Below are 24,444 nucleotides of genomic sequence, written 5' to 3'. Positions count from 1 at the left end.
TCCTCACGGATCGCAGGTCGGGTGCCGGTGTTGCCACCCAACGGGTGCCGGTTGGTGACCATTTCAACACGTGCCGCCTGGATGTACGGCATCATCGGGGCACGTTTCGCTCAGCGCGGACCCGCTGGCCCCAGACCGAGTGTCAGGGCCGGGGGTGTCGGTCCGCATCAGTACGATCGGAGGGTGTCTGACTACTCCGCGCGCCACCTCTCCGTCCTCGAAGGGCTCGAGGCGGTTCGCAAGCGTCCGGGCATGTACATCGGGTCGACCGACTCCCGGGGGCTCATGCACTGCCTGTGGGAGATCATCGACAACTCCGTGGACGAAGCCCTCGCCGGGCACGGTGACGAGATCGGGGTGGTGCTGCACCCGGACGGTTCCGTCGAGGTCCGTGACACCGCGCGCGGCATCCCGGTCGACGTCGAACCGAAGACGGGGCTGACCGGGGTCGAGGTCGTCTTCACCAAGCTGCACGCCGGCGGCAAGTTCGGGTCCGGGTCGTACGCGGCCTCGGGCGGCCTGCACGGGGTCGGCGCGTCGGTCGTCAACGCCCTGTCCGAGCGCCTCGACGTCGAGGTCGACCGCGGCGGCAAGACCTACGCGATGTCGTTCCACCGCGGCGAGCCGGGCACGTTCGCCGGGGACGGGCCGGACGCACCGTTCACCCCCTTCACCTCGGGCAGTGAACTCCGGGTTGTCGGCAAGGTCAAGAAGGGTGTGACCGGTTCACGCATCCGCTACTGGGCCGACCGGCAGATCTTCACGCCGGACGCCCGCTTCAGCACGCAGGACCTCGTGAACCGGGCGCGCCAGACCGCGTTCCTGGTCCCCGGACTCGGCATCACGATCACCGACGCGCGTCCGTCGTCGATCGAGGCCGCGGCGTCGCGGGCGACCGCCACGGGCGCACCGCTCGAGGACGGTCCGGTCGTCGAGCGCTTCCGTTACGAGGGCGGCATCGGCGAGTTCGTCGAGCACCTCGCCGTCGACGCGGGCGTCACCGACGTGTGGCGGATCCAGGGCACGGGCACCTTCACCGAGACCGTCCCGATGCTCGACGACCAGGGGCACATGGTGTCGACGGCGGTCGAGCGTCAGTGCGAGGTCGACCTCGCACTCCGGTGGGGCAGCGGCTACGAGACGGTGTTCCGCAGCTTCGTGAACATCATCGCCACGCCGAAGGGCGGCACCCACCAGGCCGGCTTCGAGTCCGGCGTCGTGAAGGCCGTGCGCGCCCAGGTCGAAGCGAACGCGCGCAAGCTCAAGGTCGGGCAGGACAAGCTCGAGAAGGACGACGTCCTCGCGGGCCTCACCGCGGTCCTGACCGTCCGGCTGCCCGAGCCGCAGTTCGAGGGCCAGACGAAGGAGGTCCTCGGCACGCCGGCGGTCCGGAAGATCGTCGACCAGGTGGTGTCGAAGCGGCTCACCGAGATCCTGACCTCCACACAGCGCACCGAGAAGGCGCAGGCCGCGACGCTACTCGAGAAGGTCGTCGCCGAGATGAAGACGCGCATCTCCGCGCGGGCGCACAAGGAGACGCAGCGGCGGAAGAACGCGCTCGAGAACTCCTCCCTGCCGACGAAGCTCGCCGACTGCCGGAAACAGGACGCCGAGGGCACCGAGCTCTTCATCGTCGAGGGCGACTCGGCGCTCGGCACCGCGAAGCTGGCGCGCAACAGCGAGTACCAGGCGCTCCTGCCGATCCGGGGCAAGATCCTCAACGTCCAGAAGGCCTCGGTCTCGGACATGCTCTCGAACGCGGAGTGCGCGTCGATCATCCAGGTCATCGGGGCCGGTTCGGGTCGCTCGTTCGAGATCGACCAGGCCCGCTACGGCAAGATCATCATCATGTCCGACGCCGACGTAGACGGGGCGCACATCCGGACGCTGTTGCTGACGCTGTTCTTCCGGTACATGCGGCCGATGATCGAGCAGGGCCGGGTGTTCGCCGCGGTCCCTCCGCTCCACCGGGTCGTCGTGGTGAACCGGGGGAAGGCCAACGACACGCTCTACACGTACTCCGAGGCTGAGCTGCAGGCGGTGCTGAAGAAGCTCGAGAAGCAGGGCAAGAAGTACCAGGAGCCCATCCAGCGGTACAAGGGCCTGGGGGAGATGGACGCGGACCAGCTCGCCGAGACGACGATGGACCGGACACACCGCACGCTCCGACGGGTGAACGTGCCCGACGCCGAGAACGCGGCGAAGGTGTTCGAGCTGCTGATGGGGAACGACGTCGCGCCGCGCAAGGAGTTCATCCTCGCCGGCGAGGGGCTCGACCGCGACCGGATCGACGCGTAGCGCGGGGGCGCGGCTGCGGGCCCGGCATCGGTCGCTGACGCCGAGTCTCGGGGCGCGGGCCGCGAGTCTCGCGGTGGGCGACCGTTCTCGTGCCGTCGGGGCCGCGATCGGTCGCTGACGCCGAGTCTCGGCTGGTCGGGCAGTTTCTCGCGTGCTGAGCGGGGCGGGGGTGTCCGCGGGGCCGAGTCTCGGGGCGCCGGCCGCGCGTCTCGGGGCGCGGGCCGCGAGTCTCGCGGTGGGCGACCGTTCTCGTGCCGTCGGGCCCGCGATCGGTCGCTGACGCCGAGTCTCGGGGCGGCGGACAGTTCCGCGTGCCGAGCGGGGCGGCTGCGGGCCCGGCGCCGGTCGCTGACGCCGAGTCTCGGGGCGCGGGCCGCGAGTCTCGCGGTGGGCGACCGTTCTCGTGCTGTCGGGCCCGCGATCGGTCGCTGACGCCGAGTCTCGGGGTGCCGGCCGCGCCGGCGCGGCCCGCCCTACGCATCGCCCGCGGTCCCGTCGAGCGCCGCCGCACTCCCGCCGATCGAGCCGATCACGGCGTCGAGCGGGCTGCCCGACCCGTCGCGCTTCGACAACCAGTCGGGCAGGGTCCGGGCAGCGCCGTCGGTCCCCACCGCGTGCGGCGGCGCGATGCCCGCCCACGCCACGGTCAGCCCGTCCTCGCCCTTCAGGAACGCGTGCGCCCGGACACCCTGCGTCGCCCGCCCCTTCGCCGGGAACTCCGACAACGCCGACACCTTCGCGCGGCCGTTGTCGGTGCCGGGCAGCGCCGAGGACGACGTCGACACGGTGGCGACCACGGCGTCGTCCGAGCGCGGCACCGAGCCGAACCAGATCACCGAGGCGCCGGCTCCGAGCGAGACGCCCGCGACCCCTCCGGCCGGGAGGCCCTGGGGGCGGACGCCGGACGCCGGGAACCGCAGCAGCTGGGCGTTCGACGTGATGAAGACGAGGTCGTCGTCCTCCGGCGCCTGGGTCGCGCCGACGACGGAGTCGCCCGGCTTCAGGCCGATCGCGAGCACCTCGGGCTTGTCCGGCCACGCACCGGCGACGACCCGCTTCACGATGCCCTGCGCGGTCCCGATCGCAACGGAGTCGTCCGAACCCATGGAGATGAGTGCGACCACGGCCTCGGTCCGAAGCACGCCGAGGTACTCGGACACGCGGACCCCGGCGTCGAGCCGGACGGACGCCGGGGGCACCGCGGGGACGTCCACGGGGGAGAACCGCACGACCCGGCCCGTTGAGGTCAGGGCGCCGAGCTCACCACGGACGGTGGACACGACGGACGACCGGACGGCGTCGTGCTTCGACCGCTTCGGCACCCGCACGATCCCCAGGTCGGACGAGGGGATGTCGACGCGCACGAGCCGCCCGGTGGTCGACAGGATCACGCGACACGGGGAGTCGGCGATCTGCAGCGACTCCGGGTCGACCGCGGCCTTGCGACCCCCGCGGACCGGAGCATCGGCCTCGGTGAGGAGCGTCCGGCGCGGGGTCGCGAACCGGTCGGACACCTCGGTGAGCTCGAGGGACACCTGAGCACGGAGACGCTCGTCGGACGCCAGCAGTTCCTCGAGCGCGGCGATGTCGGTGAGGAGCTGGTCGCGCTCGCCCTCGAGCTCGAGGCGGGAGAACTTCGTCAGGCGCCGCAACCGCAGCTCGAGGATGTACTCCGCCTGGACCTCGGACAGGTCGAACACCGTCTGGAGTCGGGACCGCGCTGCCTCGGAGTCGTCCGAGGAGCGGATGACCTCGATGACCTCGTCGATGTCGAGGATCGCGACGAGGAGGCCTTCGACGAGGTGCAGGCGCTCCTGCTTGCGCGCGAGCCGGTACTGCGACCGTCGGGTCACCACGGACAGCCGGTGCCGCACGTAGACGTCGAGCAGGTCACGGAGTCCGAGCGTCCGCGGCGACCCGTCGACGAGGGCGACGTTGTTGATGCCGAAGCCGTCCTCGAGCGGCGTGTGCTTGTAGAGCTGCTCGAGCACGGCCGTCGGGTTGAACCCGGACTTGATCTCGATCACGAGCCGGAGCCCGTGGTTGCGGTCGGTGAGGTCCTTCACGTCGGAGATGCCGACGAGCTTCTTGGACTGGACGCCGTCCTTGATCTTCTCGATCACGCGCTCCGGGCCGACGAGGTACGGCAGCTCCGTGACGATCAGGCCGACCTTGCGCGGCGTGGTGTTCTCGACGCTCACCTTCGCGCGCGTGCGGAAGGACCCACGCCCGGTCGCGTAGGCGTCTCGGACCCCGGAGAGCCCGACGATCGTGCCGCCGCCGGGCAGGTCCGGCCCGGGCACGAACTCCATCAGTTCCTCGAGCGAGGCCTGCGGGTTCATGAGCAGGTGCTTCGCGGCCTCGACGACCTCGCCCAGGTTGTGCGGCGCCATGTTCGTCGCCATGCCGACCGCGATGCCGGAGGCGCCGTTGACGAGCAGGTTCGGGAAGGCCGCGGGCAGGACGCCCGGCTGCATGAGCTGGTTGTCGTAGTTCGGGACGAAGTCGACGACGTCCTCGCCGGGCCCCTCCGTCATCGCCATCGACGGCTCGGCGAGCCGGGCTTCGGTGTAGCGGGCCGCAGCGGGGCCGTCGTCGAGGGAGCCGAAGTTGCCGTGGCCGTCGACGAGCGGCACGCGCATCGTGAACGGCTGTGCCATCCGCACGAGCGCGTCGTAGATCGCGCTGTCCCCGTGCGGGTGCAGCTTGCCCATCACCTCACCCGTGACGCGGGCGCTCTTGACGTGCCCGCGGTCCGGCCGGAGGCCCATCTCCGCCATCTGGTACAGGATGCGGCGCTGCACGGGCTTGAGGCCGTCGCGGGCGTCGGGGAGTGCCCGGGAGTAGATGACGGAGTACGCGTACTCGAGGAAGGAGCCCTGCATCTCCTCGGAGACGTCGACGTCCTCGATGCGTTCACCGTCGGGCAGGCCGACTGCTTCCGTGCGTGCCATGGCACCCTTCTGCGAGACTGGGGAGGATGGGAACCAGCGTACCGACGGCCCCCGACGCCGCAGCGAACCTCGCCGACGTCCTCCCGAGTTGCCTCGTCGCGCTCGGCGCTGCGGACGACGCGTGGTTGCGATCACACGGCCTGGAGGCACGGATCGCCCTCCGCCCCGCCCGCTCGGCGATCGTCGTGCTGGTCGACGGGCTCGGCGCCGCCGCGCTCGCGGCGCGTGCCGGACACGCGCGGTGGCTGGCCGCGCCGCCCGCGAGCGGCGCCGCCAGGAAGCTCCGCAGCGGGTTCCCGACCACGACGGCCGCGGCGCTGAGCACCCTCACGACGGGACGCCCACCGGGCTCCCACGGCGTCGTCGGCTACAGCGGCTGGAACCCGGACACCGGGCGCGTGATGAACCTGCTCAGCGGCTGGGACGACGAGGTCCCCGCGGGCTGGTTCCTCGGCCCGACGCTGTTCACCGAGGCGACGGGCATCGGCGTCGACCCGGTCGTGGTCGGCCCCGGGCGGTACCGGACCTCCGGCATGACGGCGAACGTCCTCGGCGGAGCGCGGTACGTGTCCGCCGACTCGATCGCCGACCGGGTCGACGCAGCCCTCGTGGAGACGCTGACGGGCCGCTCGCTGGTGTACCTCTACGTCCCCGAGCTCGACTCCATCGGCCACAAGCACGGGTGGCAGTCCGACCGCTGGACCGCGGCGCTCGAGCTGCTCGACGGCGAACTCGCGCGCCTGGACCGCACGCTCCGGCCGGACGTCGGGGTCGTGGTGACGGCCGACCACGGGGTGCTCGACGTCCCCGACCACGCGAACATCCCGATGGACCCGGCGCTCCTGGAGGACGTCGTCGGCGTCGCCGGGGACCCGCGCTGCCGCCAGCTGACCGTCGCACCGGGCACCGACGTCCGGTCGCTCGTCGGCCGGTTCCGGGCGCGCTACGGCAAGAAGGCGTTCGTGGCGACCCGTGCCGAGGCGATCGACGCCGGGTGGTTCGGACGCGTCGCGCCGGAGGTCGTCGAGCGGATCGGCGACGTGGTGCTCGTGGCCCGCGGCTCCTGGGCGTTCAACGACGACCGGGCACTGCAGCCCGGCGAGACCCCGAAGCGGATGCTCGGGCAGCACGGGGCGATGACGGACGAGGAGACCTTCGTCCCGCTCCGCCTCGCCAGCGCGTTCGCGGGCTGACGACGGCCCGGACCGGACGGCAGACGCGACCAGCCCCGTCACGCGCGGTGCGTGGCGGGGCCGGGGCGGGCCTCTCCCCACCGGCACGGCCGGTCCGCCGCTGGCGCGTCGCACCGGAACCGGCGGCGTGGGCCCAGGCCGGTGGTCAGGAGGTGTGTCGGATCAGGCGGGATCCTCCGGGCGGGTGCCGAAGACGATCTCGTCCCAGCTCGGCATCGAGCGACGGTTGCGCTTCCGGCGCTCCTGGCGCCCATCGCTCTCCGGTGCCGACGTCGGACGGGCGTCCGGCTGCGGGGCGGTGTCCGACGACTCCTCGAAGCCCTGCAGCGGGATGTCGACGACGCTGATCGAGGTGCCGCGCGGCTCCTCCTGGTGCTCGGTGAAGGACGCCGCCTCACGCTCGCCGCGACGTCGGCGCAGCGCCTCGAGGAGGTCGGCCGTCTCGTTCCCGGGGGCGCGCTCCTCGGGCGTCGCCGCGCCGATGCGGGGGAGCGGAGCGCGGAGCGGGGCCCGCTCGGCGACCTCGGGGTTCGTGAGCTCCTCGTCGGGGGCGTCGACGCGGAAGGCGCCGGAGTCGAAGCGGGTGCCGTCGGCGTCCTCGTGGTCGTACTCGACGGCGCGGAGGCGCGGCGCGATGCCCTCGTCGTCCGTGTGGGACAGGCGGTGGGCGTCCCCGTTGTCCGGCACGAGCGTCGCGGTCTTCGGGTCGAAGCGCCACTGGGCGTCGTGCTCGACCTCTGCCACGGTGTACCGGACGCGGACCTGCCACCCGGTTTCGACGTGCTTCCACGAGGCCCACTCGACCCCGGTCGCCTCGCCGGCCTCGAGCTTCTCGGTGATGGCGGCGCCGAAGGTGTCCGGCGCCTCGTCGTCGACCGGTGAGACGGACACCCGGTGCGCGGCGTCGAGGATGAAGGCGCGCTCGGCCAGCACGGGGCCCTCGAAGCGTCGGACGTACTCGACGTCGACGTCGAGCGCGGCGGCCACGTCGGCGGCGTCGGCGCCACCGCGGATCCTGGCCTGGACGTCCTTGGGGGAGACCCGCTTCTGGGGACCGCCCTCGGGGTTCGCCTGCCGGACCTGCCCCGGGAGGGACGAGGTGACGGGCAGCCGGTACTCCGTGCCTCCGTCCGTCGCGAGCAGGAGTGCGCCCGACTCCACTCCGATGACTCTCAGGTCCTGCATGGTTCCGCCTTCCGATGCGTGCGTACGGTCGTGCGTCGTACCCCGTGAGTATGCAGCGCGTGGACCCCGATCCCGGGGAGGCGCACGGGCGTGCCGCGAGGTGCGGGGCGACGGTCCCGACAGCGCGGGAATGGACGGGTGGGGTGGCGGGTTGCAGCGCCAGGACGACCCGCCGGAACACTCGGTTTGCGCTCCGGCGGGCCGTGGTGCAAACTGTCGCCGCCGATCACCGGCGACGACCTCTCGATACGAGAAATGGATGGGCATGGCCACCGATTACGACGCCCCCCGGAAGACCGACGACTCCTCGGACTCGGAGTCGATCGAGGCTCTGAAGGAGCGCGTCCCCGACAAGATGTCGGGCGTCGTCGACGATGATTCCGACAACCCGGGCTCGTTCGAGCTCGCCGGTCAGGACCTCTCCGACGTCGACCTCGACGTCGTCGTCCTCCCGCCCCAGGTCGACGAGTTCACCTGCGTCGAGTGCTTCCTCGTGAAGCACCGCTCGCAGCTCGACCACGAGTCGAAGCTCGGCCCGGTGTGCGCGGAGTGCGCGGCACTGTAAGCACGACCACCTCGGAGCCCCCGTCGCCGTCCGGCGCCGGGGGCTTCTGCGTACGCGGGTCTCGTGCGGCGCACCCGCACCCGCACCCGCACCGCACCCGCGCGCCGCTCCGCGACGCTGCCGAGCGGGTGCGCCCGGCCGACTCGACGCGGGTCAGGACCGCAGCGCGGCGACCACCGCGTCCGGGCGACGGACGCTGACGAGCCAGTACGGGGTCGGGTCGGCATCGTCACGGACCTCGACCTTGACGACGCCCCGGACGTAGCCGCGGAAGAGCGTCCACGCACGGGCGTCGAGCTCCGGACCGCGCTGGGAGGTCGCCGCGGTGCCCTCGAAGCCCTCGACCTCGCCGACGACCTCGCGCGGCAGGTGCGCGCGACCCGCCCGGAACTCGGTGTCCGTGACCTCGATCGTGGGTGCGAGGGCCCACAGCAGCACGAGCACGCCGATCTCCATGCCGATCGCCACGAGCACCCCGGCGAGCACGCTGATGGGGAGGAAGACGAGCAGGCTGGCGGGGATCACGAGGGCGGTCGCCAGGTAGAGCGCGGGCGGGGCCCAGAGTCGTTCGCGGTACAGGGTCACGAGACCATCCCACCACGAGTCGGGCGCCGTCCACGTCGCAGATCACGGAGAGGTCACGGCTGCACTACCCTCGTCACGTGACCGAACCAGTCGACGTGCTCTGGACCGGAGAGAACCCTCCCGGCTACGCCCACCCCGGGGACGCCGGAGGCGACCTCGTCTCCGCCGAGGCGTTCGTCCTGCAGCCGGGGGAGCGGCGCCTCGTCGGCACCGGCCTCCGGATCGCGTTGCCCGACGGGTACGCCGCGTTCGTGGTCCCCCGGAGCGGACTCGCCGCCAAGCACGGGATCACCATCGTGAACTCGCCGGGGACGATCGACGCCGGCTACCGCGGCGAGGTCAAGGTCGCACTGCTGAACACCGACGCCGCCGAGCCCTACGAGGTGCACGTCGGCGACCGCATCGCGCAGGTCGTCGTGATGCCGGTGCCCCGCGTCACGTTCACCCGCGTCGACGAGCTCCCCGAGAGCGTCCGCGGCCAGGGTGGGTTCGGGTCGTCGGGCTACGGTGACCGGAGCGGTACCGTCAGCAACGCCGCAGAGGACGTCCAGGAAGGGACCCGCGCATGAAGTTCGGCCGCCGCAAGCGTGACGAGGTCGAGGTGGCGGAAGCCGTCGCCGACGAGGTGGAGGTCGCCGACACGACCCCCGAGGTGGACATCGCCACCGACGCCGACGCGGACCTCGACGAGATGGACGCGGTCGCACCGACCGACAAGTCGGCCCCCGAGGACCGCGCCGAGAACGGGCCGCACGACGAGACCGAGGCGAACCTCGTCCGTCCGTACGTCGACCTCGGCGGGGTGAAGGTCCTCCCGCGTGAGGGGCAGCACCTCCGTCTCGAGGTCGAGGAGGGCTCGCAGCGCGTCGTCGCCGTCGGGCTCGACTACGACGAGTCGACGCTCCAGGTCCAGCCGTTCGCGGCGCCCCGTTCCACCGGTCTCTGGCACGAGATCCGGGCGCAGATCGCCGAGCAGATCGAGCGCCAGGGCGGTGAGGTCTCCGAGGTCGACGGCCCGTTCGGCCCCGAGCTGCGTGCCCTCGTCCCCGTCGCCAACGAGAACGGCGTGACCGAGGGTGCCCGGCCCGCCCGCTTCATCGGGGTGGACGGCCCGCGCTGGTTCCTCCGTGGCGTGATCGCCGGCAAGGCCGCCGAGACGCCCGACGACGCCGCGGACATCGAGGACCTCTTCCGCAGCGTGGTCGTGGTGCGCGGTGCGACGCCGATGCCGCCGCGCGACCTCATCCCGCTGCACATGCCGAAGTCGACACAGTCGGCCATCTGACCCCGCCTGGAGGCACGGTGCCGGACCACGACGACACCACCCGACCCGACGGGGTCGCGCCCGACGACCGCACGGCCGACGGGGTCGCGCCGGTCGACCGCTTCGCGGACGAGCGGGGTGAGCCGCTGTCCCTCAACGCGCAGCTCCGCGACGCCGTCCGGAACGCCGGCATCGGCCAGGTCGCCCCGGGTGAGGCCCCGTCCGGCCGCGCCCTGCTCACCGCGGTGGGCGGCGTGCGCGGCCTCGCGGAGTCGGTGCTGCCCGGGTTCGGGTTCCTCGTCGTCTACGCGGTCACGAAGGAGCTCGTCCCGAGCGTCGTGATCCCGGTCGTCATCGGTCTGGTGTTCGTCGTGCTCCGACTCGTGCAGCGCCAGTCGCTCGCGATGAGCTTCGCCGGCATCCTCGGGGTCGCGGTCTCGGCGGGACTCGCGCTCCTCACCGGCAAGGCGGAGAGCAACTTCATCCCCGGGATCGTCATCAACGCCGTCAGCCTCGTCGTGCTCCTCGTGACGCTCGCGATCCGGCGACCGCTCATCGGGCTGATCGTCGGGCTGCTGCTGCCGCAGGACGAGGACGGCACCGGGACCGACTGGCGTGCGGACCCGGGCAAGCGTCGCGTCCTGACCGTCGCGACCTGGCTGTGGGTGGGGCTCTTCGCACTCCGGCTGCTCATCGAGATCCCGCTGTACCTCACCGCGCAGGTTGAGCTGCTCGCCGGGATCAAGCTCATCACGGGCGTGCCGCTCTACGCCGCGCTGCTCTGGGTGACGTGGTTGCTCGTCCGGACCGTGTTCACGCACGACGAGGGTGCCGCCACGGTGTAGAGTTGTCTCGACATCGAGATACTTTCCGCCGGACCCTCGCGGGCTGGCGGGTTTAGGTTTGCCTTGCTGGTGGGACGTTCTGCGGCCCGCTTGGATGGGGGCACACCGATCAACCAGGGAGGCGGCACAGTGGCTGCAGTCAACAGCTTCGGCTCGAAGGACACGCTGTCGGTTGGGGGTGTCGACTACGCGATCCACCGGATCGACACGGTGCCCGGGCACGAGAAGCTCCCGTACAGCCTGAAGGTGCTGCTCGAGAACCTCCTCCGCACCGAGGACGGTGCCAACGTGACCGAGGAGCAGATCCGTGCCCTCGGCTCGTGGCAGCCCGAGGCCGAGCCCGACACCGAGATCCAGTTCTCGCCGGCCCGCGTGGTCATGCAGGACTTCACGGGTGTGCCGTGCATCGTCGACCTCGCCACGATGCGCGAGGCGATGGCCGAGATCGGCGGCGACCCGAACAAGATCAACCCGCTGTCGCCGGCCGAGATGGTCATCGACCACTCCGTCATCGCCGACCTCTTCGGCCGCGAGGACGCCCTGCAGCGCAACACCGACCTCGAGTACGAGCGCAACGGGGAGCGCTACCAGTTCCTCCGTTGGGGCCAGACGGCGTTCGAGGACTTCAAGGTCGTCCCGCCGGGCACCGGCATCGTCCACCAGGTCAACATCGAGTACCTGGCGAAGGTCACCTACACGCGCGAGTTCGACGGCGAGCTGTACGCCTACCCGGACACCCTCGTCGGCACCGACTCGCACACCACCATGGTGAACGGCCTCGGCGTGCTCGGCTGGGGCGTCGGCGGCATCGAGGCCGAGGCGGCGATGCTCGGTCAGCCGGTGTCGATGCTCATCCCGAAGGTCGTCGGATTCAAGCTGTCCGGGTCGATCCCGGCCGGCGTCACCGCGACCGACGTGGTGCTCACCATCACGCAGGAGCTCCGCAAGCACGGCGTGGTCGGCAAGTTCGTCGAGTTCTACGGCGAGGGCGTCTCCGAGGTCCCGCTCGCCAACCGCGCGACCATCGGCAACATGAGCCCCGAGTTCGGGTCGACCGCGGCCATCTTCCCGGTCGACGCCGTGACGCTCGACTACCTCCGTCTGACCGGCCGTTCCGAGGAGCAGATCGCCCTGGTCGAGGCGTACTCGAAGGCCCAGGGGCTCTGGCACGACCCGTCGGTGGAGCCCGCGTACTCCGAGTACATGGAGCTCGACCTCTCCACCGTCGTCCCGTCGATCTCGGGTCCCAAGCGCCCGCAGGACCGCATCGAGCTGTCGCACGCGAAGGACCAGTTCGAGGTCGACCTCGAGAACTACGCGATCGCGGACCACTCGCAGCAGGACAAGGCCGTCGCCGACACCTTCCCGGCCTCCGACCCGGTGGCCGCCGCCCCGGGCGACGAGCACGCCGTGCAGGACGACGAGTACGCCCAGCCGTCCGAGACCCCGGCCGAGACGCACGTCTCGAGCGCCCCGGCCACGATCACGAAGCCGACGAGCGTCACCGTCGGCGACGGCGACGCGTTCACGATCGACCACGGTGCGGTCGCGATCGCCGCGATCACGTCCTGCACGAACACGTCGAACCCGTCCGTCATGATGGCCGCGGGCATCCTGGCGCGGAACGCCACGAAGAAGGGCCTCAAGGCCAAGCCGTGGGTGAAGACCACCCTCGCGCCCGGCTCGAAGGTCGTCACCGACTACTACGAGAAGGCCGGCCTGACCAGCTACCTCGAGGACCTCGGCTTCTACACGGTCGGCTACGGCTGCACCACCTGCATCGGCAACTCGGGTCCGCTGCCCGAGGAGATCTCGCAGGCCGTCCAGGACAACGACCTCGCCGTGACCGCGGTGCTCTCGGGCAACCGCAACTTCGAGGGCCGCATCAACCCCGACGTGAAGATGAACTACCTGGCCTCGCCGCCGCTCGTCATCGCGTACGCCCTCGCCGGCTCGATGCACTTCGACTTCGACACCGACGCCCTGGGCAAGGACCAGGACGGCAACGACGTCTTCCTCAAGGACATCTGGCCGGACGCCGCCGAGGTGCAGGACGTCATCGACACCTCGATCGACACCGAGATGTTCACCCACGAGTACGGCTCAGTGTTCGAGGGCGACGACCGCTGGAAGAACCTGCCGACCCCCACGGGCGACACCTTCGAGTGGGACAGCGAGTCCACCTACGTGCGGAAGCCCCCGTACTTCGAGGGAATGACGATGCAGCCCGACGCGGTGTCGGACATCTCGGGCGCCCGCGTGCTCGCGAAGCTCGGCGACTCGGTCACCACGGACCACATCTCGCCGGCCGGGTCGATCAAGGCGGACAGCCCGGCGGGCAAGTACCTCGCCGAGCACGGCGTCGACCGCAAGGGCTTCAACTCCTACGGCTCGCGTCGCGGCAACCACGAGGTCATGATCCGCGGCACGTTCGCGAACATCCGCCTCCGCAACCAGCTCCTCGACGGCGTGGAGGGCGGGTACACCCGCGACTTCACGACGCCGGACGGTGCGCAGTCGTTCATCTACGACGCCTCGCAGCACTACCAGGAGCAGGGCATCCCGCTCGTCATCTTCGGCGGCAAGGAGTACGGCTCCGGCTCGTCGCGTGACTGGGCGGCGAAGGGCACGAACCTGCTCGGCGTCAAGGCGGTCATCACCGAGAGCTTCGAGCGCATCCACCGCTCGAACCTCATCGGCATGGGCGTCGTCCCGCTGCAGTTCCCGGTGGGCGAGACGGTCGAGTCGCTCGGACTCGACGGCTCCGAGGTCGTCTCGATCTCGGGCCTGACCGAGCTCAACGAGGGCCGGACGCCGAAGACCGTGCACGTCACCGCCGAGCCGAGCGAGCACTCGCCCGCCGGCAAGGAGACCGTGGAGTTCGACGCGGTCGTCCGCATCGACACCCCTGGCGAGGCGGACTACTACCGCAACGGCGGCATCCTGCAGTACGTGCTCCGCTCGCTCGTCTGAGCAGCGCCCGGACCGGTCGCTGACGCGACCACCTGACGGACTGGAGGCGCGGTGCCAGCTGGCACCGTCCTCCCTCGCAGGCTCGGTCGGCGCGCCCCGCGCAACGCTTCGCGTTGCACCGAGCGGGGCGCGCCAGTCCGTCGTCCGGTTGCGTGGATAGTGTGGGGACCTGTCCCACGAAAGGAGCGCCCCGTGGACCTGCTTCCGAGCATCACGTCGCCGCGCGACCTCAAGCGTCTGTCCGACACGCAGATGACCGACCTCGCCGCGGAGATCCGGCGGTTCCTGGTCGCCGAGGTCGCCAAGACGGGCGGGCACCTCGGGCCGAACCTCGGCGTCGTGGAGCTGACGCTGGCGATGCACCGCGTGTTCGACTCGCCGCACGACCCGTTCGTGTTCGACACGGGGCACCAGTCGTACGTGCACAAGCTCGTCACCGGCCGACAGGACTTCTCGCGGCTCCGTGAGCGCGGCGGGCTCGCCGGCTACCCGCAGCGGAGCGAGTCCGAGCACGACATCGTCGAGTCGTCGCACGCGTCGTCGTCGCTGTCCTGGGCGGACGGCATCTCCCGCGCCTTCCAGCGGACGGGCCAGGCAGACCGGACCGTCGTCGCGGTCGTGGGCGACGGCGCCCTGACCGGCGGGATGACGTGGGAGGCGCTCAACAACATCTCGGACAGCAACGACCGTCGGCTCGTGATCGTCGTGAACGACAACGGGCGCTCCTACGCCCCGACCATCGGCGGGATGGCGCGGTTCCTCAGTTCGGTCCGCACCCGACGCGAGTACCGTGCGCTGTTCGAGAAGTCGCAGGCGGTGGCCTCCCGCTTCGGCGCGCCGGGGCGTGCGTTCTACCGGGGCATGCGGGGCGGGCTGCACGGGTTCCTCTCGCGCTTCACGAACAACGAGGCGCTCTACTCGAACCTCGACATCAAGTACATCGGCCCCGTGAACGGGCACGACCAGCGTGCGATGGAGGCGGCCCTCCGCCAGGCGAAGGCGTACGGCGCACCGACGATCGTGCACGCCATCACCGAGAAGGGGTACGGCTTCGAGCCGGCGCTCCGCGACCAGGCGGACCAGTTCCACGCCGTCGGACACATCGACCCGGAGACGGGGGAGTCGCTCGACGTGTCGTCCGGGCCGTCGTGGACGTCGGTGTTCGCCTCTGAGCTGGCGTCGATCGGGGCTTCGGACGAGAAGATCGTGGCGATCACCGCCGCCATGCTCCGGCCGACCGGGCTCCACCTCTTCCAGGAGCAGCACCCCGACCGGGTGATCGACGTCGGGATCGCGGAGCAGCACGCGGTCACGACCGCCGCCGGGCTCGCGTACGGCGGGCTGCACCCCGTGGTGGCGCTCTACGCGACCTTCCTCAACCGGGCCTTCGACCAGGTGCTCATGGACGTGGCGCTCCACAAGGCCGGCGTCACGTTCGTCCTCGACCGCGCGGGCATCACCGGCCCGGACGGCCCCTCGCACCACGGCATGTGGGACCTCGCGCTCCTCCAGGTCGTGCCCGGCATCCGCATCGCCGCCCCGCGCGACGCCGCCACCCTGCGCGAGGAGTTCCGGGAGGCCGTGGCCGTCGACGACGCGCCCACGGTGCTTCGATGGTCCAAGGGACAGGTCGGGCCGGACATCCCGGCGCTCCGGCGGTTGCCCGACGGCGTCGACGTCCTCCGCTCCCCGTCGTCCGACCAGGAGCCCGACGTGCTCTTCGTCGCCGTCGGGTCCATGGTGCCCGTCGCGCTCGAGGCGGCGGCGCTGCTGGAGGCGCAGGGCATCGGCGCGACGGTCGTGGACCCGCGGTGGGTCGTCCCGATCCCGGCGTCGCTCATCGATCTCTCGCGCGAGCACCGGCTCGTCATCACGATCGAGGACGGAGTCCGGGTCGGCGGGGTCGGGACGCGGTTGCGCCAGGACCTCCGGGCCGCGGGTGTCGACACCGGTGTGAACGAGCTCGGCCTGCCGGACGAGTTCATCGACCACGCGTCCCGGTCGCAGATCCTCGCGGACGTCGGGCTCACGGCGCAGGCGATCGCGCGGGACGTGATCGACCAGGTGGTCGGGACGAAGGTGCCGCAGGCGAAGCCGGCGCGGTCGCGGTCGAGCGCGGGGGCCGAGCGGTGACGCGCAGCGACGAGGTCGTGGGCGTCGTCGGACCGGACGCCCCTGGACCGCTCCAGCAGACGGAGGACGCTGCCGATCTCCGCGCACACCGTGCTGCTCTGGCCGAGGACGACGGGTCCCGTGTGCCGTTCGAGGACCTCCGCGCGGAGGTCTGAGGGTCACTGCTGACCGGCTCCGGCGGCGCCGGTCAGCTCGCGGAGCACCGCGAAGACGATGCTCTCCGCGCGGAGGGCGAACGACGTGCGGCGTCCGACCACGGCGCCGTCCGCGGTGGAGTTCGGCTCCGCACAACCGAAGTCGCCCCGCACCACGGGGAACCGTGGTGCGGGGCGACTTCGGTTGTGCGAGAGAGACGCGCCCGGCTAGCGCGAGGCGGGCCCCACGATCGCCGGGTCGTGGAACGTGCCGCCGAAGACGCGCTCCGAGGCACCGGAGCGGTCGAGGTACGGGCTGATGCCACCGGCCTGGAACGGGTAGCCCGCACCGAGGATGAGCCCGAGGTCGATCTCCTCGACGTGCTGCACGACACCGTCCGCGAGCATGCGGTGCACCTCGTCGGCGAGGGCGTCCTCGAAGCGCTGCTGCATCGTCGCGGCGTCGACGGGCTCGGCGTCCTTCTTCGCGGGCGCGACGAGCTTCACGGCAGCGGGGTCGTACCCGGTCGCGTTGCCCTTCTTGTCGCGGGTCAGGATCGTCCCGTGCTCGGCGATCCGCTTCAGGCCGTCGCCCGGGTAGAAGCGCTCGGGCCACGCTGCGTGGTGGGAGTCGAGCACGTGCGCGCCGACGGGCAGGCCGACGAGCTCGAGCAGCTCGAACGGCGACATCGGCAGGCCGAGCGGCGCTGCGCCCTGCGCGACGACCTCGAACGGGGTGCCCTCCTCGACGCCGCGCATCGCCTCGCCGAGAACCCGGGCGAGCACCCGGTTGACGACGAAGCCGGGCTGGTCCGCCGTGACGATCGCGGTCTTCTTCAGCGTCTTCGCGACGGCGAGGGCCGTGGCCACCGCCTCGTCCGACGTGTGCTCAGCCCGGACGACCTCGACGAGCGGCATGACCGCGACCGGGTTGAAGAAGTGGAAGCCGACGAGCCGCGCGGGTTCGGTGAGCACCGAACCCATCTCCGCGACGGACAGCGAGGACGTGTTCGTGGCGAGGATCGCGTCGGGGGCGATGACCTGCTCGATCTTGCGGAGGACGTCCTGCTTGACGGACATCTCCTCGAACACGGCCTCGATCACCCAGTCGGCGTCGGCGAAGGCGTCGTACGAGACCGACCCGCTGACGAGCGCCTTGATGCGGTTCGCGTCGTCGGGCGACACCCGGCCCTTCGCGAGCATCTCGTCCACCGAGTCCCCGATGCGGGCGACGCCGGCGTCGACGCGCTCCTGCGACACGTCCGTGATGACCACGGGCACGCCGAGACGACGGGCGAAGAGCAGCGCGAACTGCGATGCCATGAGTCCGGCGCCGAGGACGCCGACCTTCGTGATCTTCTTCGCCTCGACGCCCTCGGGGGCGCCGACGGGCTTCTTCGCACGCTTCTGCACGAGGTCGAACGCGTACATCGATGCGGCGAACTGGTCGCCGGCGAGCAGGTCCGCCAGGGCGTCGTCCTCGTCGGCGAACCGCTCGTCGAGGGAGCCCGACTTGGCGGCGGCCACGAGGTCGAGTGCTCGGAACGGCGACTTCGGGACGGTGCCGATCTTCGCCGCGACCTGGCCGCGGGCCACCTTGACGACGGTGCCCCAGGCGGCCTTCTCGAGGATGCCCGGCTCGTTGGACCGTTTGACCGACACGCGCCCGCTGATGACGCCGTCGGCCCAGGCCACCGCGGACGGCAGGAAGGTCACCGAGGGGATCAGCGCGTCGCCGATGCCGAGCTCGACCGCGGCCTTGCCGTCCATGAGCCGGTTGTTCTTGAGCGGGTTCTCGACGATGACGCGGAGCGCCTTCTCGGGTCCGATCAGGCGAGGGAGGAGCGTCGCACCGCCCCAGCCCGGGATGATGCCGAGGAAGACCTCGGGGAGACCGATGCCCTGCGCCGCCGACGAGAACACGCGGTAGGTGCAGTGCAGCGCGATCTCGAGCCCGCCGCCGAGTGCGATGCCGTTCACGAACGCGAACGACGGCACACCCAGGTCGGAGAGCTTGCGGAGCGTGGCGTGCCCGAGTGCTCCGAGCTCGTGCGCGACCTCGCGCGAGGGCAGCGCCGCCGCCTGCGACAGGTCGGCGCCCGCGGCGAAGCAGTACTCCTTGCCGGTGATCGCGACCGCCTGGATGCTGCCGGCGGACGCCGCCGCGCGCAGGGTGTCGAGCACGTCGGACAGCTCGCGCATGGTGCGCGGACCGAGGGTCGACGGGCGCTTGTAGTCCTTGCCGTTGTCGAGCGTGACCAACGCCAGCGTGCCACCGGAGGGGAGTGGCACGTGCTTGACGTACGAGTGGGTGACGACCTCGTCGGCGCTGAGCTCGGTCAGCTGGTCGATCGGGGTGGTGGTCATCGTCAGGCCGCCTTCCGTGCCGCGCTCTTGCTGAAGTTCGGGTTCTCCCAGATGACGGTGCCGCCCTGGCCGAGCCCGATGCACATCGTCGTGATGCCGTACCGGACGTCCGGTCGCTCGGCGAACTGCGCGGCGAGCTGGTTCATCAGACGGACGCCGCTCGACGCGAGCGGGTGCCCGACGGCGATGGCGCCGCCCCAGGCATTCACGTTCGGGGAGTCCTGCGCGATGCCGTAGTTGTCGAGGAACGCGAGCACCTGCACCGCGAACGCCTCGTTGATCTCGAACAGCCCGATGTCGTCGATCGTCAGGCCGGCCTTGCGCAGCGCCTTGTCCGTGGCGGGCACCGGTCCGACGCCCATCACCTCGGGCTCGACGCCCGCGAACGCGAACGAGACCATGCGCATCTTCGTCGACAGGCCGTGCTGCTTCGCGCCGTCCTCGGACGCGAGCAGGCTCATGGTGGCGCCGTCGTTCAGGCCGGCCGCGTTGCCGGCGGTGACCCGTCCGTGGGGCCGGAACGGCGTGCGGAGGGCGGCCAGCGCCTCCAGGGTGGTGCCCGGACGCGGCGGCTCGTCGGTCGTGACGATGTCCCAGCCCTCGCCGGTGTTCACCTCCACCGGGACCACGTCGGGCTGGAGCTTGCCGGCGGCCCAGGCCGCTGCGTACCGCTGCTGCGACTGCACCGCGTAGGCGTCGGTGCGGTCCTTCGTGATCGCCGGGAAGCGGTCGTGCAGGCGCTCGGCGGTCGAGCCCATCACGAGCGCGTCACCCGCGACCATGCGCTCGGCGACGAAGCGCGGGTTCACGTCGGCGCCGAAGCCCATCGGGTGCCGACCCATGTGCTCGACCCCGCCGGCGATGGCGACGTCGGCCGCACCGAACGCGATCGCGCCGGCGAGCGTCGTGACGCTCGTCATGGCACCCGCGCACATGCGGTCGATCGCGTAGCCCGGCACCGACTTCGGGAGTCCGGCGAGCATGCCCACCGTGCGGCCGAGGGTCAGGCCCTGGTCGCCCTGCTGGGTGGTCGCGGCCACGGCGACGTCGTCGACCGCCGCACCGTCGAGCTGGCTGTTCCGGTCGAGCAGGCCGCGCATGGCGTGGACCGCGAGGTCGTCCGCACGGGTCTTCCAGAACACCCCCTTCTCACCGGCTCGTCCGAACGGTGTGCGCACACCGTCCACGAACACGACGTCTGATGCCTTGGGCAATCCGGGCCTCCAGATCCTCTTCGATCGAGTCGGGGCACGTTCCGCCCCGACCGGCCGGGCAGCGCCCGGCGACGGTACCGACGCTATGCCCGCAGCCTGGGCGGACGCATGCCGGTTGGGGTGTTCCTACGAGTCGGTGTTGCTCTCGGCAGCAGGCTGCTGTGCGGCCTCGACAAAGGCGTGCGCGATGATCGAGGCGGTCTCCTCGACCTGCCACGGTCGGGCGTCGTGCGCGGCGAGGGCGGCACCGACGGTCTCGGTCGCGATCGGCGTCGGCGGCTCCCAGGACACGGACCGGAGGGTGTCCGGGGTGAGCAGGTTCTCGACGGGCAGGTCCAGGGCCTCGGCGCGCGCGAGCACGGCGGCGCGGGCTGCCTTGTACCGGCGGTCCGCGTCGGGGTTCCGGTCGGCCCAGGCGCGGGGAGGGGGCAGCGACGGGTCGCCGGCGGCGCGGAGCTTCGGGAGGTCCTCGGTGGTGCGTCCGGCCTCGACGGCGGCCCACCAGCGGTCGATCTCGCTGCGGCTGGCCCGGCCGGTGAACGCCTTGAGGCCGGCGAGCTCGCCCTTCGACGCGGGGTTCGCGGCGGCCGCGGCGACGATCGCGGCGTCCGGGATCGTCCGGCCCGGGGCGACGTCGGCCTCGCGGGCGTACTCGTCACGGGCGGTCCACAGCGCGCGTGCGATCGCGAGCGCTCGGGCGCCGCGGAGCGCGTGCATGCCGGACAGGCGGCGCCAGGGCTCCGTGCGCGGCGGCTTCGGCGCACGGTTCAGCACCGCCGCGAACTCCTCCGCGGCGATCCGGGTCTTCCCGGCCTCCTCGAGCACCGCGGCGAGGGCGTCCCGGAGGTCCGGGAGCAGCTCGACGTCCAGCGCGGCGTAGACCAACCAGGACTGCGGCAGCGGCCGGGTCGACCAGTCGGCGGCGGAGTGGGCCTTGGCGAGCGTGATCCCGAGCAGCTGCTCGACGACCGCGCCGAGTCCGACCCGCGGGAAGCCGGCGATCCGGGCCCCGAGCTCGGTGTCGAAGATGCGGGTGGGGACGAGCCCGACCTCCTGGAGGCACGGCAGGTCCTGCGAGGCGGCGTGGAACAGCCACTCCTCGTCGACGACGGCGGCCTGCAGCTCGGCGAAGTCGCCGATCGCGATCGGGTCGAACAGGAACGAGCCCGCGCCGCGGCGGAACACCTGGATGAGGTACGCGCGCTGGGAGTAGCGGTAGCCGCTCGCGCGCTCGGCGTCGACCGCGACGGGTCCGTGTCCCGCGGCGATCGCGGCGACGGCAGCCTGGTACTCGGCGCGGGACTCGATGACCCGGACGACCTCGTGCCCGTCCTCGAACGGCGAGGTCGCGGAAGGTGCGGGGTCAGTCACGTGCGGTCCTCCTCGGGGCCAACAGGGTCACGCCGTCCGAGGTGGGCGGCAGGCCCGCGAGCATCGCGACGATGTCCTCCCAGGCCCGGACGTGCGCGGTGAGGTCCTCGTCGCGCGGCGTCCACGACGCCCGCAGCTCGAGCTGCGCGCCGTCGCCCTGCGCCGCGAGGTCACCGTACCCGCGCGAGATGATCTTGGTGGCCGTCCCCGAGGCGTGGTCGTACGTCGCGCCGTGCGCCGCGAGCGCGTCGACGAGCCAGCTCCAGGTCACGTCGGCGACGAACTCGTCGACGCCGATCTCCGGTTCGAGCGGGGCCTGCGCGAAGGTCACGATGCGGAAGGCGCCGTCCCAGCCCTGCGGTTCTTCGGGGTCGTACAGGGCGATGAACCGGCCGGTGCCGAGGTCGGAGTCGACGCCGTGCACGGCGCCCGAGACGTCGGCGGCGAGGGCCAGCGACCACGGCGCGATCCGCGACGGGGAGGGGATCTCGGTGACGGTGGTCTCGGTGCGCGGCCGGTCGGACGACACGAACGCGCGGAGCCTGGCGAAGGCGTCGGGCTCTCGGGATTCGGACACGGATGCAGACTAGGCTCCCGGGCATGCCCGGATCAGCACGACCCGCCGAGGACGCCCTCCAGCGATCGGCCCGGTCGGCCGGGGTCGTGGCGCTCGGCGCCGGGCTGGCCGTCGCCGCGGTCGGAGCGGCCGCCGTCGGGGGGCGTGGTCGCAGCGGTCGCCCGGGCGGTCGTGACCCCGGACCGCAAGCGCGTCGAACGGGTCCCCATCCTCGCGGTCGACCCCCAGGCACGCACCGTCACGGTCGAGCGGACGGCCGACACCGAGCTGCAGGGGCGCTACAGCCTCTGGTTCGGCGCCGGCACCGGCCACATGCGCGTCGGCGAGGTCCTCGGGACCACCGACACCACCGTCACACGACGGATCATCGCGATCGACGCCGGTGACCCGACGAACGCCCGTCGTGGTCGCTGGGGCGGGTGGTTCTACCTCACGCCGGGCGAGCTCGACGTCCCGGTCGAGGACGTCGACGTCCCGACCCCGAACGGCCCGGCCCCCGCGTGGGTCGTCCGTGCCGACGACCCGGAGGCCCCGTGGGCGGTGCTCGTGCACGGCCGCGGAGTCACCCGGGCCGAGACGATCCGTGCCCTCCCGGTGTTCCGGGCCGCGGGCTACTCCGTCCTGCTGGCGTCGTGGCGCAACGACGGGGTCGCCCCGCGGAGCGTCGACGGCCGGTACGGCCTCGGCAGCACCGAGTGGGAGGACGTCGACGCCGCGCTGCGGTGGGTCGCCGGCGAGGGTGCCTCGAGCGTCGTCCTGATGGGCTGGTCGATGGGCGGCGCGGTCGTCCTGCAGACCCTGCTCCGGTCGTCGTCGGCGCACCTCGTCGACGGGGTCGTCCTCGAGTCGCCGGTGGTCGACTGGCACGCCGTGCTGAAGTCGCAGGGCCAGCTGCTCCGGCTGCCGAAGGCGGTCCGGAAGGTCGCGCAGTGGGTCCTCCGCGCGCCCGTGCTGCACCGGGTGGCCGGGTTGCGGGCGCCGGTGGACCTGCGCGAGCTCGACATGGTCGCGCGGGCGGACGAGTTGCACGTCCCGATCCTGCTGCTGCACAGCGACGACGACGGCTTCGTCCCGTCCTCGGCCTCGCACGACCTCGCGCGCGCCCGGCCGGACCTCGTCCGGCTCGAGGTGCAGCACACGGCCCGGCACACGAAGCTCTGGAACCACGACGCCGACTGGTTCGACGCGCGCATCCTCGCGTGGCTCACCGAGGTGGTGCAGCACCAGGGCGCGGCCCGCGCGTCGTAGACGCGACCGAGGACGGACGGGAGGCCCGTGGCGGATCCGCCACGGGCCTCCCGTCCGTCAGTCCGCCGGCGCTGTGCCCCCGCGCCGCTCGGCGGCCAGCGCGCGAACCTGCCGCTGCACCCGGCCGAGCATCCCGACCATCCCGCGGATCCGCAGCGGGCTGACCGCTTCGGAGAGCCCGATCGTCAGCGGGTAGTCGGCGGGGACGGCCAGGACCTCGTCGACGGTGAGACCCGACAGTCCCTGCGCGAGGATGGACGCGAAGCCGCGGGTGGTGGGTGCCTCGCGCGGCGCGGTCGCGTGCATGCGGACCACGTCCGGTGCGTCGCCGTCCGCGCCGACCGTCACCGTGATGAACACGGGGGACTGGCACTCCTCGACGCGCTCGAGCTCCTCCTCGTGCCCCTGCAGCCGCTCGGGCAGCGCCGGGAGCTCGTCGGAGAACTCCAGGAGCAGCTGGAGGCGGTCCTGCTGGCCCAGCTCGAGGAAGTCGTCCCGGATGTCCGCGAGGGTGGCGGGCAGTGCGGCGGTGTCGTCGCTCATCGGGTCGGGGCCGCCCCGGGCTCGGAGCCCTGGACGATCGGGACGCGCACCGCGCTGCCCCACTCGGTCCACGACCCGTCGTAGTTGCGGACGTTCCCGTAGCCGAGGAGGTGCTGCAGCACGAACCAGGTGTGGCTCGACCGCTCACCGATGCGGCAGTAGGCGATCACCTCGTCGGCGTCACCGATGCCGGCGCCGTCGCGGTAGATCGCGTCGAGCTCCGCACGGTCCTTGAAGGTGCCGTCCGGAGCCGCCGCGGTCGCCCAGGGGATGTTCACCGCGGTCGGCACGTGACCGCCGCGGAGGGCGCCCTCTTCGGGGTAGTCCGGCGCGGTGGTCCGCTCACCGGAGTACTCCGGGGCGCTGCGCACGTCGATGAGGGGCTTGCCGAGGTGGGCGAGGACGTCCTCCTTGAACGCGCGGACCGGCTCGTCGTGGCGCTCGACGACCGGGTACTCGACCGGGGTGACCTCGGTTCGGTCGGTCGTGAGGGCGCGGTCCTCGGCGATCCACTTCGCCCGGCCGCCGTCGAGCAGACGGACGTCCTCGTGACCGAAGAGCGTGAAGACCCAGAGGGCGTAGGCCGCCCACCAGTTGTTCTTGTCGCCGTAGATGACGACCGTGGTGTCGCGGGCGATCCCCTTGCCGCCGAGCAGGCGGGCGAAGGCCTCGCCGTCGATGTAGTCGCGCTGCACCGGGTCGTTGAGGTCGGTGTGCCAGTCGATCTTCACGGAGCCGGGGACGTGCCCGGTCTCGTAGAGCAGGACGTCCTCGTCGGACTCGACGACGACGAGGTCCGGCGCGCCGACCCCGGCGTCGAGCTGCTCCTGGAGCCACTCGGTGGAGACGAGGCGCTCCGGGTGGGCGTAGGCGGCGAACTTCGCGGACGGGTCGACCGGTGCGGTCATGGCTGGGTACCTCCAGGTGGTGGACGGGCACCGGACTAGGATCGGTCCTCGGTGCCTGTGGGCAACGGTACGCGGACGTACCGTGCT

20 protein-coding genes are annotated in these 24,444 nt (G+C 71.8%); 10 read left to right on the top strand and 10 right to left on the bottom strand.

The window, feature by feature from the left end:
• The first annotated feature begins 183 nt into the window (after positions 1-183).
• Entirely contained in the window at positions 184-2,298 is a 2,115-nt protein-coding gene (locus IEY20_RS03000; RefSeq protein WP_175327738.1) for a DNA gyrase/topoisomerase IV subunit B, read from the top strand.
• A gap of 473 nt (positions 2,299-2,771) precedes the next feature.
• Here IEY20_RS03000 and IEY20_RS02995 read toward each other — a convergent pair whose 3' ends face one another.
• The gene (locus tag IEY20_RS02995; protein ID WP_175327739.1) at positions 2,772-5,252 is read right to left on the bottom strand and encodes a DNA gyrase/topoisomerase IV subunit A; all 2,481 of its coding nucleotides are present in this window, start codon (positions 5,250-5,252) and stop codon (positions 2,772-2,774) included.
• Between the two features lie 26 nt (positions 5,253-5,278).
• Between IEY20_RS02995 and IEY20_RS02990 the strand changes: the two genes are divergently transcribed.
• Positions 5,279-6,445, top strand: a complete 1,167-nt coding sequence (locus IEY20_RS02990) for an alkaline phosphatase family protein (RefSeq protein ID WP_175327740.1) — start codon at positions 5,279-5,281, stop codon at positions 6,443-6,445.
• 162 nt (positions 6,446-6,607) lie between these two features.
• Here IEY20_RS02990 and sepH read toward each other — a convergent pair whose 3' ends face one another.
• Positions 6,608-7,630, bottom strand: coding sequence for a septation protein SepH (gene sepH / locus IEY20_RS02985; protein ID WP_175327741.1), 1,023 nt, complete (start codon positions 7,628-7,630; stop codon positions 6,608-6,610).
• Between the two features lie 265 nt (positions 7,631-7,895).
• Here sepH and IEY20_RS02980 point away from each other — a divergent pair, with 265 nt between their 5' ends.
• On the top strand, positions 7,896-8,195 hold the full coding sequence (locus IEY20_RS02980) for a DUF4193 domain-containing protein (RefSeq protein WP_031272446.1): 300 nt from the start codon (positions 7,896-7,898) through the stop codon (positions 8,193-8,195).
• Between the two features lie 153 nt (positions 8,196-8,348).
• Here IEY20_RS02980 and IEY20_RS02975 read toward each other — a convergent pair whose 3' ends face one another.
• Positions 8,349-8,780, bottom strand: a complete 432-nt coding sequence (locus IEY20_RS02975; protein ID WP_175327742.1) for a DUF3093 domain-containing protein — start codon at positions 8,778-8,780, stop codon at positions 8,349-8,351.
• 77 nt (positions 8,781-8,857) lie between these two features.
• On the opposite strand from IEY20_RS02975, the gene dut reads away from it, so the two are divergent.
• From dut to IEY20_RS02945, 6 genes are all read left to right on the top strand, one after another.
• The gene (dut, locus tag IEY20_RS02970; protein WP_175327743.1) at positions 8,858-9,349 is read left to right on the top strand and encodes a dUTP diphosphatase; all 492 of its coding nucleotides are present in this window, start codon (positions 8,858-8,860) and stop codon (positions 9,347-9,349) included.
• Between the two features lie 122 nt (positions 9,350-9,471).
• Positions 9,472-10,065 carry a DUF3710 domain-containing protein gene (locus IEY20_RS02965; RefSeq protein WP_229727845.1) on the top strand — a complete coding sequence of 198 codons (594 nt, stop codon included), beginning with the start codon at positions 9,472-9,474 and terminating at the stop codon, positions 10,063-10,065.
• A gap of 17 nt (positions 10,066-10,082) precedes the next feature.
• The gene (locus IEY20_RS02960; RefSeq protein WP_022902435.1) at positions 10,083-10,889 is read left to right on the top strand and encodes a DUF3159 domain-containing protein; all 807 of its coding nucleotides are present in this window, start codon (positions 10,083-10,085) and stop codon (positions 10,887-10,889) included.
• A 129-nt stretch (positions 10,890-11,018) separates the two neighbouring features.
• Positions 11,019-13,862, top strand: a complete 2,844-nt coding sequence (locus IEY20_RS02955) for an aconitate hydratase (RefSeq protein ID WP_175327745.1) — start codon at positions 11,019-11,021, stop codon at positions 13,860-13,862.
• A 192-nt stretch (positions 13,863-14,054) separates the two neighbouring features.
• Complete coding sequence (gene dxs / locus IEY20_RS02950; RefSeq protein WP_175327746.1) at positions 14,055-15,995, top strand: 1-deoxy-D-xylulose-5-phosphate synthase; 1,941 nt, start codon at positions 14,055-14,057, stop codon at positions 15,993-15,995.
• A complete protein-coding gene (locus IEY20_RS02945; protein ID WP_175327747.1) occupies positions 15,992-16,150 on the top strand; it encodes a hypothetical protein in 159 nt (52 codons plus the stop codon). Before dxs ends, IEY20_RS02945 begins: the two co-directional genes overlap by 4 nt.
• Before the next feature lie 3 nt (positions 16,151-16,153).
• On the opposite strand, the gene IEY20_RS02940 is transcribed toward IEY20_RS02945, so the two are convergent.
• From IEY20_RS02940 to IEY20_RS02920, 5 genes are all read right to left on the bottom strand, one after another.
• A complete protein-coding gene (locus IEY20_RS02940; RefSeq protein ID WP_175327748.1) occupies positions 16,154-16,306 on the bottom strand; it encodes a hypothetical protein in 153 nt (50 codons plus the stop codon).
• A 51-nt stretch (positions 16,307-16,357) separates the two neighbouring features.
• The gene (locus IEY20_RS02935; protein ID WP_022902431.1) at positions 16,358-18,496 is read right to left on the bottom strand and encodes a 3-hydroxyacyl-CoA dehydrogenase NAD-binding domain-containing protein; all 2,139 of its coding nucleotides are present in this window, start codon (positions 18,494-18,496) and stop codon (positions 16,358-16,360) included.
• A gap of 2 nt (positions 18,497-18,498) precedes the next feature.
• A complete protein-coding gene (locus IEY20_RS02930; protein WP_022902430.1) occupies positions 18,499-19,710 on the bottom strand; it encodes a thiolase family protein in 1,212 nt (403 codons plus the stop codon).
• A 126-nt stretch (positions 19,711-19,836) separates the two neighbouring features.
• Positions 19,837-21,081 (bottom strand): HRDC domain-containing protein, encoded by a 1,245-nt coding sequence (locus tag IEY20_RS02925; RefSeq protein WP_175327749.1) that lies wholly within the window; start codon positions 21,079-21,081, stop codon positions 19,837-19,839.
• On the bottom strand, positions 21,074-21,658 hold the full coding sequence (locus IEY20_RS02920) for a DUF3000 domain-containing protein (protein WP_175327750.1): 585 nt from the start codon (positions 21,656-21,658) through the stop codon (positions 21,074-21,076). Before IEY20_RS02920 ends, IEY20_RS02925 begins: the two co-directional genes overlap by 8 nt.
• 144 nt (positions 21,659-21,802) lie before the next feature.
• On the opposite strand from IEY20_RS02920, the gene IEY20_RS02915 reads away from it, so the two are divergent.
• Positions 21,803-22,906, top strand: a complete 1,104-nt coding sequence (locus IEY20_RS02915; protein WP_175327751.1) for an alpha/beta hydrolase family protein — start codon at positions 21,803-21,805, stop codon at positions 22,904-22,906.
• A 57-nt stretch (positions 22,907-22,963) separates the two neighbouring features.
• On the opposite strand, the gene IEY20_RS02910 is transcribed toward IEY20_RS02915, so the two are convergent.
• Both IEY20_RS02910 and IEY20_RS02905 read right to left on the bottom strand, forming a co-directional pair.
• A complete protein-coding gene (locus IEY20_RS02910; RefSeq protein WP_022903144.1) occupies positions 22,964-23,449 on the bottom strand; it encodes a SufE family protein in 486 nt (161 codons plus the stop codon).
• Positions 23,446-24,357 (bottom strand): sulfurtransferase, encoded by a 912-nt coding sequence (locus tag IEY20_RS02905; protein WP_175327752.1) that lies wholly within the window; start codon positions 24,355-24,357, stop codon positions 23,446-23,448. The genes IEY20_RS02910 and IEY20_RS02905 overlap by 4 nt, the downstream gene beginning before the upstream one ends.
• Positions 24,358-24,444: the final 87 nt, after the last annotated feature.

Origin of the sequence: Curtobacterium luteum, from assembly GCF_014646995.1 — a bacterium.
Lineage (GTDB): Bacteria > Actinomycetota > Actinomycetes > Actinomycetales > Microbacteriaceae > Curtobacterium > Curtobacterium luteum.
This window is presented reverse-complemented; position numbering and strand designations above follow the sequence as displayed.

Bases quoted from the DNA above. Each gene is read 5' to 3' on its own strand.
- sepH (WP_175327741.1), bottom strand. From the start codon at position 7,630: ATGCAGGACCTGAGAGTCATCGGAGTGGAGTCGGGCGCACTCCTGCTC.
- IEY20_RS02935 (WP_022902431.1), bottom strand. From the start codon at position 18,496: ATGACCACCACCCCGATCGACCAGCTGACCGAGCTCAGCGCCGACGAG.
- IEY20_RS02965 (WP_229727845.1), top strand. From the start codon at position 9,472: ATGGACGCGGTCGCACCGACCGACAAGTCGGCCCCCGAGGACCGCGCC.
- IEY20_RS02905 (WP_175327752.1), bottom strand. From the start codon at position 24,357: ATGACCGCACCGGTCGACCCGTCCGCGAAGTTCGCCGCCTACGCCCAC.
- IEY20_RS02910 (WP_022903144.1), bottom strand. From the start codon at position 23,449: ATGAGCGACGACACCGCCGCACTGCCCGCCACCCTCGCGGACATCCGG.
- IEY20_RS02995 (WP_175327739.1), bottom strand. From the start codon at position 5,252: ATGGCACGCACGGAAGCAGTCGGCCTGCCCGACGGTGAACGCATCGAG.
- IEY20_RS02980 (WP_031272446.1), top strand. From the start codon at position 7,896: ATGGCCACCGATTACGACGCCCCCCGGAAGACCGACGACTCCTCGGAC.
- IEY20_RS02990 (WP_175327740.1), top strand. From the start codon at position 5,279: ATGGGAACCAGCGTACCGACGGCCCCCGACGCCGCAGCGAACCTCGCC.